Below are 14,711 nucleotides of genomic sequence, written 5' to 3'. Positions count from 1 at the left end.
GCCGGGACAGATGGGACAGAAGGGAGGGGTGGGAGGGGAGGGACGGGAGGGGTCGCGACGGCCGTGGCCCGTCCGCTCCACGTCTGTTCGGCCAGTTCCCACAGCGCCAGCAGCCGGCCGGACGGCTCGCCCGCGAGCGCGCACAGCGCGACGACGGCCTGCCGGGGCGGCAGCTTCTTGCCGTTGAGGTAGCGCTCCCAGGACGACTTGCTGTACGGCGTGCGTTCGGCGAGCGCGGCCAGGCTCAGCCCCGTGCGGTCGCGGAGGTCGCGCAGCTCGCCGGCGAGCCGGCCGCACTCCGCCGGGAGGGGGCGTTCGACGCTCACTTGCGCAGCTCCCCCCAGGTGTCCGGCCCGATGATGCCGTCGACGACCAGCCGGTGGTCCTTCTGGAACGCGCTCGCGGCGGCCTTGGACCGCGGGCCGTAGGAGCCGTCGGCGATGCCCGGGTCGTAGCCGTGGTACTTGAGCAGGCACTGGGCCTCCAGCACTTCCCAGCCCGAGCTCTTGAGGTCCATCAGCACGGAGCGGGTCGTGCTGTAGCCGGCCCGCAGCCCACCGTCCCTGCGTTCGACCCGGCAGGGGCGGTTGCGGCCCTGCACGAAGACGAACGGGGACTGGCTGGGCTGCGCTGCGGCAGTGGCGGTGGCGCCCTTCGTGTCGTCGTCCTGCCAGGGACGGCCGATCAGCAGCCCGGCGGCCAGGGCGACCACCAGGACGGCCGCGGCCGCGACGAGCACACGGAGCCGCCGTTTGCGCTGCCGCGGCTCTTCCGCGGGCCCCTCCGGCCGGTCGTCCGGCCCGTCACCGGCCGCCTCCCCGGCCGTCTCCCCGGCCGCTTCCCCGCCCGCCTCGACGCCCGTCCCACCGGGGGCCGCCGCCTCGTCGGACCACGCCTCCGCTGCGAGCTCCTGCAGCACCAGCAGCCGGGTCGGCTCCGTGCCGCACACCCGGGCCAGTTGCTCGACGGCGTCGCGCGGCGGCAGCTGCTTGCCGTTGAGGTAGCGCTCCCAGGAGGAACTGCTGTAGGAGGTCTTGGCCGCGAGCGAGGCGAGGCTCAGCCCGCTGTGGTCCTTGAGTCTTCTCAGTTGTACGACGAGTTGCCGCACTCGCTGGTCCAGCGAGGCGGGAAGTTCCTTCCACCGCGACATGTTCCACCCCATACGCGCCGCATAGCCCCCGAGGCGACGTGCCTCTGCCGCACATGATGGCGACGCTCGGGTGACGGTTGCGTACGGGTGCGGCGGCGACTGCGACTTCAGGCCACTCCGCCGTCTGCCCCGGCGTCCCACCACGACATCGTGGGACCCCACGTCCTCGCAGGTCAGAGCGTGGGACATCCCACGTCGGCCCAACTTCCCACGATCCACTGGCACGTGCGGAAGTGGCGCATCAGAGTCATCGCTGCAAGCCGGACGTCGCAGGGGAGGAATCAGGGCTCGTGACCGTACAGCACAGGGACTACGACTGCGCCATGGTCTGGTACACGGGCGCCGCACTCACGGTGAAGGGGGACGCGGGCGACCGTGTCGCGGAGGTGCAGTGCCTGCTGAAGCTCCACGGCTACCGACTGCGGGTGGACGGGGTCTTCGGCGACGACACCCACGAGAAGGTCCTCGACTACCAGCGCAAGACCGGGACCCGGCCGAACGGCGGCAAGGTCGACCCGAGAACCTGGGCGGCGCTCCGCACGTTCTGAAAGGCGCCCGCCCGCACAGCGGCCCGCCCTCCCGTCGGGGGAGAGGGCGGGCCGCCGCGCACGGTGCGGGGGGCCGTGCCCTACTGCACCGTGAAGTGGAGGACGTCCTCCAGGAACGGGATCTTCAGCCAGGCGTGCGGCTGCGCCATCAGCGCCAGCAGCACGATCACCAGCCCCAGCCCGCCGTACGTGAAGATGTCCGTGAACCGCGAGCGCACCGCCAGCATGCCCACCGACGGCAGCGCCCAGCGCAGCACCGCGCCGCCGATCAGCGCGAGCCCGATCAGCAGCGTCCCGATCCGGAACGCGTCGAAGGCGACGAGCAGCAGGCCCAGGCCGGTCGCCCCCAGCACCGCCAGCAGCGGCCACTGCCGCGCGGGCGCCGGGGCGCCGCCGGGGGCGGCCCGCCCGCCCCCCTCGGGGCGGGCGGTGTCCCGCGTGACCTTGGGCGGGCGGCGCGACTTCCCGCGCTCAGCCAGCATCGCCGGTTCCGGCGGCACGTTCCGCGGCACGCTCGGCCGCCTCCACAACGTTCACCAGCAGCTGGGCGCGCGTCATCGGGCCCACGCCGCCCGGGTTCGGGGCGAGCCAGCCGGCCACCTCCGCCACCGCCGGGTCCACATCGCCGACGATCTTGCCCTCGCCGTCCCGGCTGACGCCGACATCCAGCACGGCGGCGCCGGGCTTGACGTCCTCCGCCTTGATCAGGTGACCGACGCCGGCCGCCGCCACGATGATGTCCGCCCGGCGCAGCTGCTCGGACAGGTCGCGGGTGCCGGTGTGGCAGAGGGTGACCGTGGCGTTCTCGGTCTTGCGGGTCAGCAGCAGGCCGATCGAGCGGCCGACGGTGATGCCCCGGCCGACGACCACCACATGCGCACCGTCGATCATCACGCCGTGCCGGCGCAGCAGCTGGACGATGCCGTACGGGGTGCAGGGCAGCGGAGCGGTCTCGTTCAGGACCAGGCGGCCCAGGTTGGTCGGGTGCAGGCCGTCCGCGTCCTTGGCCGGGTCGATGAGCTCCAGCACCTTGTTGGTGTCGATGCCCTTGGGCAGCGGGAGTTGGACGATGTAGCCGGTGCACTCGGGGTTGTCGTTGAGCTCGCGGACGACCGCCTCGATCTCCTCCTGCGTCGCCGTGGCGGGCAGCTCGCGCTGGATGGAGGCGATGCCGACCTGCGCGCAGTCGCGGTGCTTTCCGGCCACGTACCACTTGCTGCCGGGGTCGTCGCCGACGAGGAGGGTGCCCAGGCCGGGGGTGATGCCCTTGGCCTTCAGCGCTTCCACGCGGGCGGTGAGTTCGGACTTGATCGCGGCGGCGGTGGCCTTGCCGTCGAGAATCTGGGCGGTCATGTGTCCATCCTCCAGGATGTGATGGTGTGGGTTCCACTCAGGTGGCCCGCGGACACGGGCGGGTCGGCGGTATGACCGTATGTCTACGATGACGGCCGTCGTGGCGTGTGCCACGGCCGTCCCCGCAGGTTTCCAGCCACCGCTCGAAGGACCGGCCCACGTGTATCCGCAGAATCCGTACGGTCAGCAGCAGCCGCCGCCCTATCCCCAGCAGGGGGCGCCGTACCCGCCCTTCCCGCAGCAGGCCCAGCAGCCGTACGGCTACGGGCAGGTCCCCGGCTATCCGCAGGCGCCGTACGGTGCCGTGCCGCAGATGCCGCCGCTGGCCGGCTGGGGCTCGCGCGTGGGCGCGACCCTGCTGGACGGGCTGGTCGGGTGCGTGCCGCTGATCGGCGTCATCATCGGCATGGTGATGGCGTTCGCCGCCATCGACGACAACAAGGACTGCACGACCACGGCGAGCGGTTTCGAGATCTGCTCGCACGAGGCCTCCGCGGGCACCGCGGGCTTCGTCGTGGCGGGTCTGTCGTGCCTGGCCACGGTGTTCCTCGGCTTCTGGATGCTCTACCGCCAGGGCAAGACCGGCCAGACGCTCGGCAAGAAGTGGGTCGGCATCAGCGTCCTGCGCGAGCGCGACGGCCGGCCGATCGGCTTCTGGATGACCTTCCTCCGCAACCTCTGCCACTTCTTCGACGGCATCCTCTACCTCGGCTACCTGTGGCCGCTGTGGGACGACAAGAAGCAGACCTTCGCCGACAAGATCGTCGGAACGGTCGTCATCCGGGTGAACTGACCGGTGAACCGACCGGGCGCCCCGGGAAGGGCCCCCGCCCGCGACCGCGGCGGGGGCCTTTCCCGTGCTCATGCGACAGCCGATCGGTGCGGGCCGGTCAGTGGAAGAAGTGACGCGCGCCGGTGAAGTACATCGTCACGCCCGCCGCCTTCGCGGCCTCCACCACCAGCTCGTCGCGGACCGAACCGCCGGGCTGCACCACGGCCTTCACACCGGCGGCGGTCAGCACCTCCAGCCCGTCCGGGAAGGGGAAGAACGCGTCGGAGGCGGCGTACGAGCCCCGGGCCCGCTCCTCGCCCGCGCGCTGGACCGCGAGCCGGGCGGAGTCGACGCGGTTGACCTGGCCCATGCCGACGCCGACGGTCGCACCGTCCTTGGCCAGCAGGATCGCGTTGGACTTCACGGCCCGGCAGGCCCGCCACGCGAAGGCCAGCTCGGCCAGCTCCGCGCCGGACAGCGCCTCGCCCGTGGCGAGCGTCCAGTTCGCCGGGTCGTCGCCCTCGGCCTGCAGCCGGTCCTTCTGCTGGAGCAGCAGCCCGCCCTCGACCGGCCGGGCCTCCTTGACCGCGCACGGGGCGTCGGGGCAGCGCAGCACGCGGACGTTCTTCTTGCGGGCGAGGACCTCGAGCGCGCCGTCCTCGTAGTCCGGCGCGACGATGACCTCGGTGAAGATCTCCGCGACCTGCTCCGCCATCGAGACGGAGACCGGGCGGTTGACGGCGATCACCCCGCCGAAGGCGGACAGCGGGTCGCACTCGTGGGCCTTGCGGTGCGCCTCGGCGACATCCGAACCGGTGGCGATGCCGCACGGGTTGGCGTGCTTGATGATCGCGACGCAGGGCTCGGCGTGGTCGTACGCCGCCCGGCGCGCGGCCTCGGTGTCGACGTAGTTGTTGTACGACATCTCCTTGCCGTGCAGCTGCTCGGCCGCGGCGAGGCCCGTGCCGCTGCCGTCCGTGTAGAGCGCGGCGGGCTGGTGCGGGTTCTCGCCGTAGCGCAGCACGTCCGAGCGGGAGAAGGCGGCGCCGAGGAACTCCGGGAAGCCGCTGTCCTCTCCCGCCGCGTAGCCGGCGGCGAACCAGTTGGCCACCGCGACGTCGTACGCGGCCGTGTGCGCGAACGCCTCCGCGGCCAGGCGCTTGCGGGCGGCGAGGTCGAAGCCGCCGTCCTGCACGGCCTTCAGCACGTCCTCGTAGCGACCGGGGTTGACGACCACGGCCACGGAGGGGTGGTTCTTGGCCGCGGCGCGGACCATCGAGGGGCCGCCGATGTCGATCTGCTCGACGCACTCGTCGGGCGAGGCACCCGAGGCGACGGTCTCCCGGAACGGGTAGAGGTTGACGACCACGAGCTCGAAGGGGCGGACGCCCAGCTCGTCGAGCTGCTCGCGGTGCGAGTCGAGCCGCTGGTCGGCGAGGATGCCGGCGTGGACGCGCGGGTGCAGCGTCTTGACCCGGCCGTCCAGGCACTCGGGGAATCCGGTGAGCTCCTCGACCTTGGTCACCGGGACGCCGGCGGCGGCGATCCGGCCGGCCGTGGAGCCGGTCGAGACCAGCTCGACGCCCGCCGCGTGCAGGCCGCGCGCCAGCTCCTCGAGCCCGGTCTTGTCGTAGACGCTGACCAGCGCGCGGCGGATGGGCCGCTTCATACCTTCGGCGGTCACAGGATTCTCACCTTTCGTCCCTCTATGCGGTAGCCGTTGCGGGCCAGACGCCCCACGACATCGACGAGCAGCGTGCGCTCGACTTCCTTGATGCGCTCGTGCAGCGCGGATTCGTCGTCCTCGTCCCGGATCTCCACCACTCCCTGGGCGATGATCGGACCGGTGTCGACCCCTTCGTCGACGAAGTGGACGGTGCAGCCCGTCACCTTGGCGCCGTACGCGAGCGCGTCGCGGACGCCGTGGGCTCCGGGGAAGCTGGGCAGCAGGGCGGGGTGCGTATTGACGATCCGCCCGCCGAACCGGGCGAGGAACTCCTCGCCCACGATCTTCATGAAGCCGGCGGAGACGACCAGGTCCGGCTCGTACGCCGCGGTCGCCTCGGTCAGCGCCCGGTCCCAGGCGGCGCGGCCGGGGTGGTCCTTCACCCGGCACACGAACGTCGGCAGCCCGGCGCGCTCGGCGCGCTCCAGCCCCGCGATGCCGTCACGGTCGGCGCCGACGGCCACGACGCGGGCACCGTAACCCGCCGGGTCCGCGGCGACGGCGTCCAGCAGGGCCTGCAGGTTCGTCCCCGAACCGGAGACGAGCACGACGATGCGGGCGGGACGTACCGACGGCGGCTCCACGCTGGGGCCCTTTCTCGCGGGTGGTGCGGTTTGTATGGTCGTACGAGACGGAGGGATCGCCGTTTACGGGGGACTCTACGAAGCCGCCGACCGGCAGCAACGATACCGGCACACCGAACCGGCCCCACGGGACGGGGGCACGCCCGGGAGGTAGCGTCGGACCGGGCCGGACGGCGGCACGGGAAACCGGGCGCGTCACCGTAGGCTCGAAGGCGCAGGACGACGACCAAGGGGAAGACACACTCCACATGCCGGACCGACGCCGCGACGCGGCTCCCCACCCCCCGCTGCCCACCGACGCGCCGTCCGGCGCGGCCCGGGGGGAGGACGAACCGAATCCCTTCGCCGCCCCGCCCGCCGGCCGGCCGGACCGGCCCTGGCAGCCGCGGGGGTCCTGGGGACCGGGTTCCCGTGCGGGGGGCTTCGCGGGGGCGTCCGAGGAGGGCTCGGGGCCGGGATCCGGGTCCGGGTCCGGGTCCGGTGACGGCTCGGGGGGCGGTGACGGCTCGGGGGGCGGTTCCGGGCAGGGCGGCTCCGGCCAGGGCGGTTCCGGTGAAGGCGGTGCCCCGGGCGACGGCCGGCCGCCGGCGTGGGGCAGCCAGTGGAGCAGCCGGCAGCCCGGCCGCGACGGCGGCGGCTTCGGCGGCCCCCAGGGCGGCGGACCGAACCCCTCCGGCGGCCCCGGCGGCAACGGCGGACTGCGCTGGGACCCGACCGACCCCGCCCAGCGCCGCGCCCGGTACGCGCTGCTCGCCGGCATGTGGGGCTTCTTCTTCGCCCTCTTCAGCCTCCCGCAGGTGGCCCTGCTGCTCGGCGCGCTGTCCGTCTACTGGGGTGTCAGCTCGCTGCGCGCCAAGCCCAGGCCGCGCGACCCGGACACCCCTCCCCCGCCGCCGGGCGGCTTCCGCCCGCAGACCACGGCGGCGGTGAGCGGCCTGGTCACGGGCGGTCTGGCACTGGCGATCGTCGCGGCGACCTTCGCCTTCCACATCGCCTACCGCGACTACTACACCTGCGTCGACGACGCACTCACGCAGACCTCGCAGCAGGCCTGCGAGAACCAGCTGCCCAAGCAGCTGCGGCCGCTGCTCGGCAACCAGGAGTAGGCGCTGTCAGGGGCGGGGCGTTGTCGGTGCCCGGGTGCATGATCGGACCATGGCACAGACCGCACCGCTCTCCCTGCGCGAACTCGCCCACGAGCACCTCCCCGCCGATGTCGCCGAGCGCTGGGCCGGCCGGCTGCGGCCGGCCCTGTTCCTGACCGCCGCGGAACCCGGGGAACCCGCGGAACCCGGAGAACCCGGCGGCGCCGTCGTGGGCCGGCTCGGCGGGCTTCCGGAGCTGCCGGAGGACGTGGAGTGGCCGGTGTGGGAGGGGCACGGCCCGCTCTCCTTCGTCGCCTCCCTCGACTGCGCCGCGCTGCCCGCCGACGACCTGGACGTCCCGCTGCCCGACGGGGGCACGCTGGCCTTCTTCTACTTCGACGGCCGGATCGACGACGGCGACGCGCTGGTGTGGGCCAGGGACCCGGACACCTGGGCGGGGGCCCGCGTGCTCCACGTCCCGGCCGGGGTGCCCGTCGCCGAGCGCGCCGCGCCCGAGGGCCTCGAACCCTATCCCCGCGTGCCGTTGACGGCGCGGTTGCGGGAGACGGCGCCGGACCCCTACGGCCCGTTCGCCGAGGCCCAGCTGTCCGACGCGTTCATCGACGCCGTCCACGAGCACGCGGACGGCTTCGGCCACCGCGTCGGCGGGTACGCCGACCCCGTCCAGGGCGCGGTGGAGTACGAGGTCGCCGCCGGCGTGCTCGGCCCGGACGTCACCTGGGACGATCCGCGCCTGGCCGAGGAGGCGCGCGGCTGGACGCTGCTGGCCCAGTTCGACAGCGACCACAGGGCCGACATGATGTGGGGCGACTGCGGAGTCCTCTACTGGCTCATACGGCCCGAGGACCTGGCCGCGCTGCGCTTCGACCGCGCCCTGTTCACGTGGCAGTGTTCCTGAGATCGCTGTCCTCGGGCGGCTCGAAGTCGGTCATCAGCCCGCCGCCGGAATCCCTCAGCGCGGCCCAGCGTGCCTGCCGGGAGGCGGTGTCGCGCCAGTCCGGCGCGCCGGTCCCCTCGCGCCGTTTGCCGTTCCGGAAGCCGAACGCCGGCCCGACCTTCGTCCTGGCCGCCGCCGAGTGCCGGGCCCGGCGTCCCTTGCCGCCGCCGCTCCACCACGCCCGGCGCCCGGCCCGCGACGAACCGCCCGTGCCCGGGGACTCCGGCCCGGCGCCGTGCACGGGGCGTACGGGGAGGGTCTCCGGCTCGTAGAGGAGGGCGGGGTCGAGGCCGGGGTCGAGACCGGGGTCGAAACCGGGGGCGGGGTCGGGGAAGCCGAGGAGGAAGGGGGCCTCCGGGCCCGCGCCGGGGGCGCCGGCCACGGGAGGTGCGGGCCGGGCGAACGGTCCGGGCGCGTGCTGCGGGGCGGTGTGGTGCTCGTCGGCTTCGGGCTTCTCGGCGAGGGGGCGCGCTGCGGGCCGGGTCGCCGGGTCGTGCTCGCCGCCGGGGGCCGGGGCGGGGATGCCGTAGGCGGGGTCGGGAGCGGGATCCGGGTTGGGCGTGGGGTTGAGGTCGAGGCAGTCGTCCGTAGCCGCCGCCCGGGCCGGGACGGGGTCCTCATACGGGTGCGCGAGCGCCTCCGGGGCGGCTTCCGCCGCCACGCCGTGGTCGGACGGTTCGGCCTCGGGCGAAGCCTGTCCCTCGTCCGGGGCCGCGGCGGCGTCGTGGCCCGGGTCCGCCTGCTCGTCCTGGGCGCGGTCGTGGGAGTCGGGTACGTCCACCGCGTTCTCCCCGGTGGTCACGCCGGTGGTCTCGCCGGTGCCGTCGTCCGCGCGGCTGCGCAGGCGGGGCAGGGGCGTCAGGCCACGGACCGGCGGCACCGCGGGTTCCTGGCGCTCCTGGCGCTCCTGATGCTCCTGATGCTCCTGGCGCGGCACTTCGGCGTGCGGCACGACGAGGCCCAGCCAGTGGGCCGTCGCGCGGAGCGTGGCGTGGGGAGCCCGTCGCCACCAGGGCGTGGTGGCGGACGCCGGGGTCACGGCGTCGCTCGCGGAGAAGGCCACCGGCGCGGCGGCCGGCGCCGGCGCGGCGGCCTCCGCCGGAACCGCGGCGTTGACCCGCAGCGTGTGGCGCAGCCAGTGCACCACCAGTGCGCCAGGGACCCCGATCGCCGCCGCCCAGGCCGTCGCGGCCTGGCCCGTGCGGCGGGACGGAGGGCCGAAGTCGGCGAGGGCGGCGTTGCCGAGCGCCCCGGAGGCGCCGTACGCCAGGAGCGTCATGACCGCACCGCAGGCCACGGCCGCGAGGGCGGCCGTCGCCATGGCCTCCCGGCGGCGCACCACCGTGGGCCACCGCGGCACCGAGGCGCAGGCGATCGCGAGGCCCGTGCCCAGCGTCAGCGCCGCCGCCCCGGCCATCGACAGGGGGCCGGCCGTGCCGGGCCCGGGCAGTGCGGCGAGGAGCGGGAAGCGGGGCAGCGGAGGGTGGCCCGCCGCACCGACCGGCGCGACGACGCTCCCCGCGCCGACCGTGAAGCCCGGCCCGAGCCCGTACGCCGCCGTCCACACCACCGCGTTCGGCAGCAGCGCCACGCTCAGCACGCCCACCGCGATCTGCCCGGCCCAGCCGTTCGAGAGCTGGTGGAACGCCTCCTGCACGGCCGCCGCGTGCACGGCCAGCGCGGCCGTGAGCAGCACGGCGGCGCCGCCCAGCAGCACACCCAGACCGGCCGCCGAGGCACGGAGCACGGCCAGGAGCCGGGGCCTGGGCAGCGCCCGCCGGACGAACACGGGCAGCGCGGCCCGCGCCCGCCGCACGAACGGCGGCGTCCCCGGGGCCGGACAGCCCTCGGCCGTCCACATGCCCAGCCCGATGAGCGCCCCCGCGAACAGCGGTACGTGCACCAGCCCGCTCAGGGGGTCGACGTGCATCAGCCCGGACACGCCGTAGAAGGCTGCGATCAGGGCGACCAGCAGATAGCCGCCGAGCGTGACGAGGAAGGCCTTCCCCGGCGTCGGCCCGTAACCCGGCAGCGGCGCGCCCGTGACCTCCAGGGGCGAGCCCTCCGGCGGGTCCAGGGCGTGCCGTCCGGCGCGGAAGAGCAGGACGGACGGCGTGATGGTGGCGAGCAGCGGCGTCAGCCCGAGGGGCGCGGGCACGCCGGTGAGCGTCTCGGTGCGCACCAGGTCGGCGCCGTGGGCCAGCAGCCAGACGTCGGCGGCTACGCGCAGCGCACCGGCCGGACCGCTGTCGGGGTACGGCGAGCAGATCCACAGCGCCAGCACGCCCACGACGAACGCCCCGAGCCCGAGGCCCGCGGCGAGCACCCCGCCGAGGAACGCCGTGCCCGTCCCGGACAGACCGCGTGCGAGGGACCGGGGACGGGGCGGCGGCGGGGCGCCATGATCGTCGTAGTGGGTCACGGAGCCATGCTGCCAATAACACGGCTTTCGTCGCGGTAGCAGCCAAATGTCCGTCGTGTCGTGTACACCAAGTGGACCGCGCGGGACCGCCCGGCCGGCCGGTGGGGCGCGGATACGGGCGTGGGCCCGCACCCCTCACGGGGTGCGGGCCCACGGGCCGGAGCGTCAGACCTTCCGGTCCTGGTCCGGTCTCAGCCGGCGAGCGCGGCGCGCGCGAGGCGAGCCGTCTCGGACGGGGTCTTGCCGACCTTCACACCGGCGGCCTCCAGGGCCTCCTTCTTCGCCTGGGCGGTGCCGGACGAACCGGAGACGATGGCGCCGGCGTGGCCCATGGTCTTGCCCTCGGGCGCGGTGAAGCCCGCCACGTAGCCGACGACCGGCTTGGTGACGTTCTCCTTGATGAAGTCGGCCGCGCGCTCCTCGGCGTCGCCGCCGATCTCACCGATCATGACGATCAGGTCGGTGTCGGGGTCGGCCTCGAACGCGGCGAGCGCGTCGATGTGCGTGGTGCCGATGATCGGGTCGCCGCCGATGCCGACGCAGGAGCTGAAGCCGAGGTCACGCAGCTCGTACATCATCTGGTAGGTCAGCGTGCCGGACTTGGACACGAGACCGATGCGGCCGGGCTTGGTGATGTCGGCCGGGATGATGCCCGCGTTGGACTGACCGGGGCTGATCAGACCGGGGCAGTTGGGACCGATGATGCGGGTCTTGTTGCCCTTGGCCTGGGCAAGCGCCCAGAACGAGGCGGTGTCGTGCACCGCGACGCCCTCGGTGATCACGACGGCCAGCCCGATCTCGGCCTCGAGGGCCTCGACGACCGCGTCCTTGGTGAACTTCTCCGGGACGAAGATGACCGTGACGTCGGCGCCGGTCTTCTCCATGGCCTCCTTGACGGAGCCGAAGACGGGGACCTCGGTGCCGTCGAAGTCGACGGTCGTGCCGGCCTTGCGCGGGTTCACGCCGCCGACGATGTTGGTGCCGGAAGCCAGCATGCGCTTGGTGTGCTTCTGGCCCTCGGAGCCGGTCATGCCCTGGACAATGACCTTGGATTCCTTGGTGAGGAAGATAGCCATGTTTCTGGTGACCTCGTCCCTTACTTAGCGGCCAGCTCGGCGGCGCGCTCGGCGGCGCCGTCCATGGTGTCCACCTGCTGCACCAGCGGGTGGTTGGCGTCGGTCAGGATCTTGCGACCCAGCTCCGCGTTGTTGCCGTCGAGGCGCACGACCAGCGGCTTGCTGACGTCCTCGCCCTTGGACTTGAGAAGCTCCAGGGCCTGGACGATGCCGTTGGCGACCGCGTCGCACGCGGTGATGCCGCCGAAGACGTTGACGAAGACGGACTTGACGTCCGGGTCGCCGAGGATGATCTCAAGACCGTTGGCCATCACCTCGGCGGAGGCACCGCCACCGATGTCGAGGAAGTTGGCGGGCTTGACGCCACCGTGGTTCTCACCGGCGTACGCGACGACGTCGAGGGTCGACATGACCAGACCCGCGCCGTTGCCGATGATGCCGACCTGGCCGTCGAGCTTGACGTAGTTCAGGCCCTTGGCCTTGGCGGCGGCCTCCAGGGGGTTGGCCGCGGCCTTGTCCTCGAGCGCCTCGTGCTCCGGCTGGCGGAACTCGGCGTTGGCGTCCAGGGACACCTTGCCGTCGAGCGCGATGACGCGGCCGTCGGCCACCTTCGCGAGCGGGTTGACCTCGACGAGGAGCGCGTCCTCGGCGATGAAGGTCTTCCACAGGGTCACGAGAACGTCGGCGACCTGGTCGGCGACCTCGGCCGGGAACTTCGCCTGGGCGACGATCTCGCGGGCCTTCTCGATGGTGACGCCCTCGTTGGCGTCGACCGGCACCTTGGCGAGCTTCTCGGGGGTCGTGGCCGCGACCTCCTCGATGTCCATGCCACCGGCGACGGAGGCCATGGCCAGGAAGGTGCGGTTGGTGCGGTCGAGGAGGTACGAGACGTAGTACTCCTCGGCGATCTCCGGAGCGGTCTCGGCGATCATCACCTTGTGGACCGTGTGGCCCTTGATGTCCATGCCGAGGATGTCCGTCGCGCGAGCGACGGCCTCGTCCGGGGTGGCGGCCAGCTTCACGCCACCGGCCTTGCCACGGCCACCGACCTTGACCTGCGCCTTGACGACCGAACGGCCGCCCAGTCGCTCGGTCGCCTCGCGCGCCGCCTCAGGCGTGTCGATGACTTCACCGGCCAGCACCGGTACACCGTGCTTGGCGAAGAGGTCCCTCGCCTGGTACTCGAACAGGTCCACGCGCGTCCGTCCCTTTTCCATGGATATCGCGGTTCGTTGTCTGCGCGGGCGTGCCGCGGTGGCAGCGTGAGGACGCGATCTATGACGAGGGCGGCACACGTGCGCGATACGCGGCATGTCCGTCTCGCAGGTTATCCCTGCCAGGGGGAGGACCCTAAATCGCAGGTCACACTCCGGCCGTGATTACGCTCACAGATCGCGACAGCGCCCGCACTCCTATGGATATACAGGGCGACGGGCGACACCGCCCCACATGCCGGTACGTCTGTCAGGTCAGAGCCTCGGATTGTCGGGGTCGGGCACCGGTATCGGGCGCTTCTCCAGGGCCGCCGCCATGACCTCCGGGAAGAGATCGGGGGTGCAGGCGAAGGCGGGCACGCCGAGGGCGGCGAGCGCCGCCGCGTGCTCCCGGTCGTAGGCGGGCGCGCCCTCGTCGGAGAGCGCCAGCAGGGTGACGAACTGGACACCGGCCGCCTTCATCGCCGCCACCCGCTTGAGCATCTCGTTCCGGATCCCGCCCTCGTAGAGATCGCTGATGAGGACGACGACCGTTTCGGCCGGACGGGTGATTCTCGACTGGCAGTAGGCCAGCGCGCGGTTGATGTCCGTCCCGCCGCCCAGCTGGGTGCCGAAGAGGACGTCCACCGGATCGGACAGCTGATCGGTCAGATCCACGACGGACGTGTCGAAGACCACCAGCCGGGTGTCCAGGGTGCGCATGGAGGCGAGAACCGCCCCGAAGACGGACGCGTGGACCACGGAGGCGGCCATCGAGCCCGACTGGTCGACGCACAGGACGACCTCCTTCTTCACCGCCTGCGCGGCCCGCCCGTGGCCGACGAGCCGCTCGGGCACGACCGTGCGGTGTTCGGGCAGGTAGTTCTTGAGGTTCGCCCGGATGGTGCGGTCCCAGTCGATGTCCCGGTGCCGGGGGCGGGCGACCCGGGCGGACCGGTCGAGCGCCCCGCCGAGCGTGGCCCGGGTGCGCGTGGCGAGACGGCGCTCCAGGTCCTCGACGACCTTGCGGACCACGGCGCGGGCCGTCCGCCTCGTGGTCTCCGGCATCGCCTTGTGGAGGGAGAGCAGGGTGCCCACGAGGTGGACGTCCGCCTCGACGGCCTCCAGCATCTCCGGTTCCAGCAGCAGGGCCGACAGCCCGAGCCGGTCGATGGCGTCGCGCTGCATCACCTGAACGACGGACGCCGGAAAGTACGCGCGGATGTCCCCCAGCCAGCGGGCGACCCGGGGCGCCGACCCGCCGAGCCCGGCCTCGCGCCGGCCGTCCCGGCCCCCGTCCGGATCCCCGCCCCGGTCGCCGCCCGGCCCGTACCCGCCGTACAGCGCCTCCAGCGTGCGGTCCATGGCGGCATCGGCCCCGCCGAGCGTCCCCTGGCCGCCGGGCTCGCCGGCCGCGTCACCGCCCTCGGCACCCAGCACCAGCCGCCACCGCCGCAACCGCTCGGCGGACGTCGCCGTCATCATGCCGTTCCCCCTGTCGCCGCCTGGTGTGCGAATTGCGATGCGTGTGCCGGTGCGTGGTCCGGGGCCTGGTCCGGTGCGCGGTCCGCCGGGTCGTCCGGGGCGCGGTCCGGGGCGGGGTCCGCCTGGTCGTCCGGGGCGGGGTCCGGTGCGGGGTCGAGGCCCAGCAGCAGCCGCATGACCGGCAGGACCGCCGCCGCGCGCTCCGGGTCCGGCGCGGGGCCGAAGCCGGGGGCGGACCCGCCGCCGGGCGTCGCGCGGACGTCCGGCGCGTCGTCCCGGCCGACACGGCGGGCCGGGGCGGATGTGCCGCGACGCCTTCACCGGGCGCGCGCTGCGGGCCATCCGGCATCCGCACGCGG

At 73.5% G+C, this 14,711-nt stretch carries 14 protein-coding genes; 4 read left to right on the top strand and 10 right to left on the bottom strand.

Going from position 1 to position 14,711, the window contains the following annotated elements; all coding sequences use genetic code 11:
* Both AB0K09_RS19170 and AB0K09_RS19165 read right to left on the bottom strand, forming a co-directional pair.
* A partial coding sequence (locus AB0K09_RS19170) for a helix-turn-helix transcriptional regulator (RefSeq protein WP_366066557.1) occupies positions 1 to 326 on the bottom strand: 326 nt, incomplete at its 3' end.
* Positions 323 to 1,150 carry a helix-turn-helix domain-containing protein gene (locus tag AB0K09_RS19165; RefSeq protein ID WP_366066556.1) on the bottom strand — a complete coding sequence of 276 codons (828 nt, stop codon included), beginning with the start codon at positions 1,148 to 1,150 and terminating at the stop codon, positions 323 to 325. The genes AB0K09_RS19165 and AB0K09_RS19170, both read right to left, overlap by 4 nt.
* 290 nt (positions 1,151 to 1,440) lie before the next feature.
* Here AB0K09_RS19165 and AB0K09_RS19160 point away from each other — a divergent pair, with 290 nt between their 5' ends.
* Positions 1,441 to 1,698, top strand: coding sequence for a peptidoglycan-binding domain-containing protein (locus tag AB0K09_RS19160; protein ID WP_366066555.1), 258 nt, complete (start codon positions 1,441 to 1,443; stop codon positions 1,696 to 1,698).
* A gap of 80 nt (positions 1,699 to 1,778) precedes the next feature.
* On the opposite strand, the gene AB0K09_RS19155 is transcribed toward AB0K09_RS19160, so the two are convergent.
* Both AB0K09_RS19155 and AB0K09_RS19150 read right to left on the bottom strand, forming a co-directional pair.
* Complete coding sequence (locus tag AB0K09_RS19155; protein WP_366066554.1) at positions 1,779 to 2,180, bottom strand: DUF3017 domain-containing protein; 402 nt, start codon at positions 2,178 to 2,180, stop codon at positions 1,779 to 1,781.
* A complete protein-coding gene (locus AB0K09_RS19150) occupies positions 2,170 to 3,051 on the bottom strand; it encodes a bifunctional methylenetetrahydrofolate dehydrogenase/methenyltetrahydrofolate cyclohydrolase (protein WP_366066553.1) in 882 nt (293 codons plus the stop codon). Before AB0K09_RS19150 ends, AB0K09_RS19155 begins: the two co-directional genes overlap by 11 nt.
* A 79-nt stretch (positions 3,052 to 3,130) precedes the next feature.
* Between AB0K09_RS19150 and AB0K09_RS19145 the strand changes: the two genes are divergently transcribed.
* Positions 3,131 to 3,844: an RDD family protein gene (locus AB0K09_RS19145; RefSeq protein ID WP_366066552.1), complete on the top strand. Its 714-nt coding sequence runs from the start codon at positions 3,131 to 3,133 to the stop codon at positions 3,842 to 3,844.
* Positions 3,845 to 3,941: 97 nt separating this feature from the next.
* Here the strand turns inward: AB0K09_RS19145 and purH are convergent, their stop codons facing one another.
* Positions 3,942 to 5,492, bottom strand: a complete 1,551-nt coding sequence (purH, locus tag AB0K09_RS19140; RefSeq protein ID WP_366066560.1) for a bifunctional phosphoribosylaminoimidazolecarboxamide formyltransferase/IMP cyclohydrolase — start codon at positions 5,490 to 5,492, stop codon at positions 3,942 to 3,944.
* A gap of 11 nt (positions 5,493 to 5,503) precedes the next feature.
* Complete coding sequence (gene purN, locus AB0K09_RS19135; protein ID WP_366066551.1) at positions 5,504 to 6,133, bottom strand: phosphoribosylglycinamide formyltransferase; 630 nt, start codon at positions 6,131 to 6,133, stop codon at positions 5,504 to 5,506.
* A 248-nt stretch (positions 6,134 to 6,381) separates the two neighbouring features.
* Between purN and AB0K09_RS19130 the strand changes: the two genes are divergently transcribed.
* Both AB0K09_RS19130 and AB0K09_RS19125 read left to right on the top strand, forming a co-directional pair.
* On the top strand, positions 6,382 to 7,239 hold the full coding sequence (locus AB0K09_RS19130; RefSeq protein WP_366066550.1) for a hypothetical protein: 858 nt from the start codon (positions 6,382 to 6,384) through the stop codon (positions 7,237 to 7,239).
* A gap of 49 nt (positions 7,240 to 7,288) precedes the next feature.
* Positions 7,289 to 8,137, top strand: a complete 849-nt coding sequence (locus AB0K09_RS19125; RefSeq protein WP_366066549.1) for a YwqG family protein — start codon at positions 7,289 to 7,291, stop codon at positions 8,135 to 8,137.
* Here the strand turns inward: AB0K09_RS19125 and AB0K09_RS19120 are convergent.
* The 4 genes from AB0K09_RS19120 to AB0K09_RS19105 all read right to left on the bottom strand — a co-directional run bounded on the left by AB0K09_RS19120 (position 8,118) and on the right by AB0K09_RS19105 (position 14,349).
* Positions 8,118 to 10,598 (bottom strand): DUF6350 family protein, encoded by a 2,481-nt coding sequence (locus AB0K09_RS19120; RefSeq protein WP_366066548.1) that lies wholly within the window; start codon positions 10,596 to 10,598, stop codon positions 8,118 to 8,120. The genes AB0K09_RS19125 and AB0K09_RS19120 overlap by 20 nt on opposite strands.
* Before the next feature lie 191 nt (positions 10,599 to 10,789).
* A complete protein-coding gene (gene sucD, locus AB0K09_RS19115; RefSeq protein WP_366066547.1) occupies positions 10,790 to 11,674 on the bottom strand; it encodes a succinate--CoA ligase subunit alpha in 885 nt (294 codons plus the stop codon).
* Between the two features lie 20 nt (positions 11,675 to 11,694).
* Positions 11,695 to 12,870 (bottom strand): ADP-forming succinate--CoA ligase subunit beta, encoded by a 1,176-nt coding sequence (gene sucC / locus AB0K09_RS19110; RefSeq protein WP_366066559.1) that lies wholly within the window; start codon positions 12,868 to 12,870, stop codon positions 11,695 to 11,697.
* 273 nt (positions 12,871 to 13,143) lie between these two features.
* Entirely contained in the window at positions 13,144 to 14,349 is a 1,206-nt protein-coding gene (locus AB0K09_RS19105; RefSeq protein ID WP_366066558.1) for a VWA domain-containing protein, read from the bottom strand.
* Positions 14,350 to 14,711: the final 362 nt, after the last annotated feature.

It is taken from the genome of Streptomyces sp. NPDC049577 (assembly GCF_040675635.1).
In the GTDB taxonomy this organism is placed as follows: Bacteria; Actinomycetota; Actinomycetes; order Streptomycetales; family Streptomycetaceae; genus Streptomyces.
Note: the sequence above shows the minus strand (reverse complement) of the source record. Positions and strands in the feature narration are given on the sequence as shown.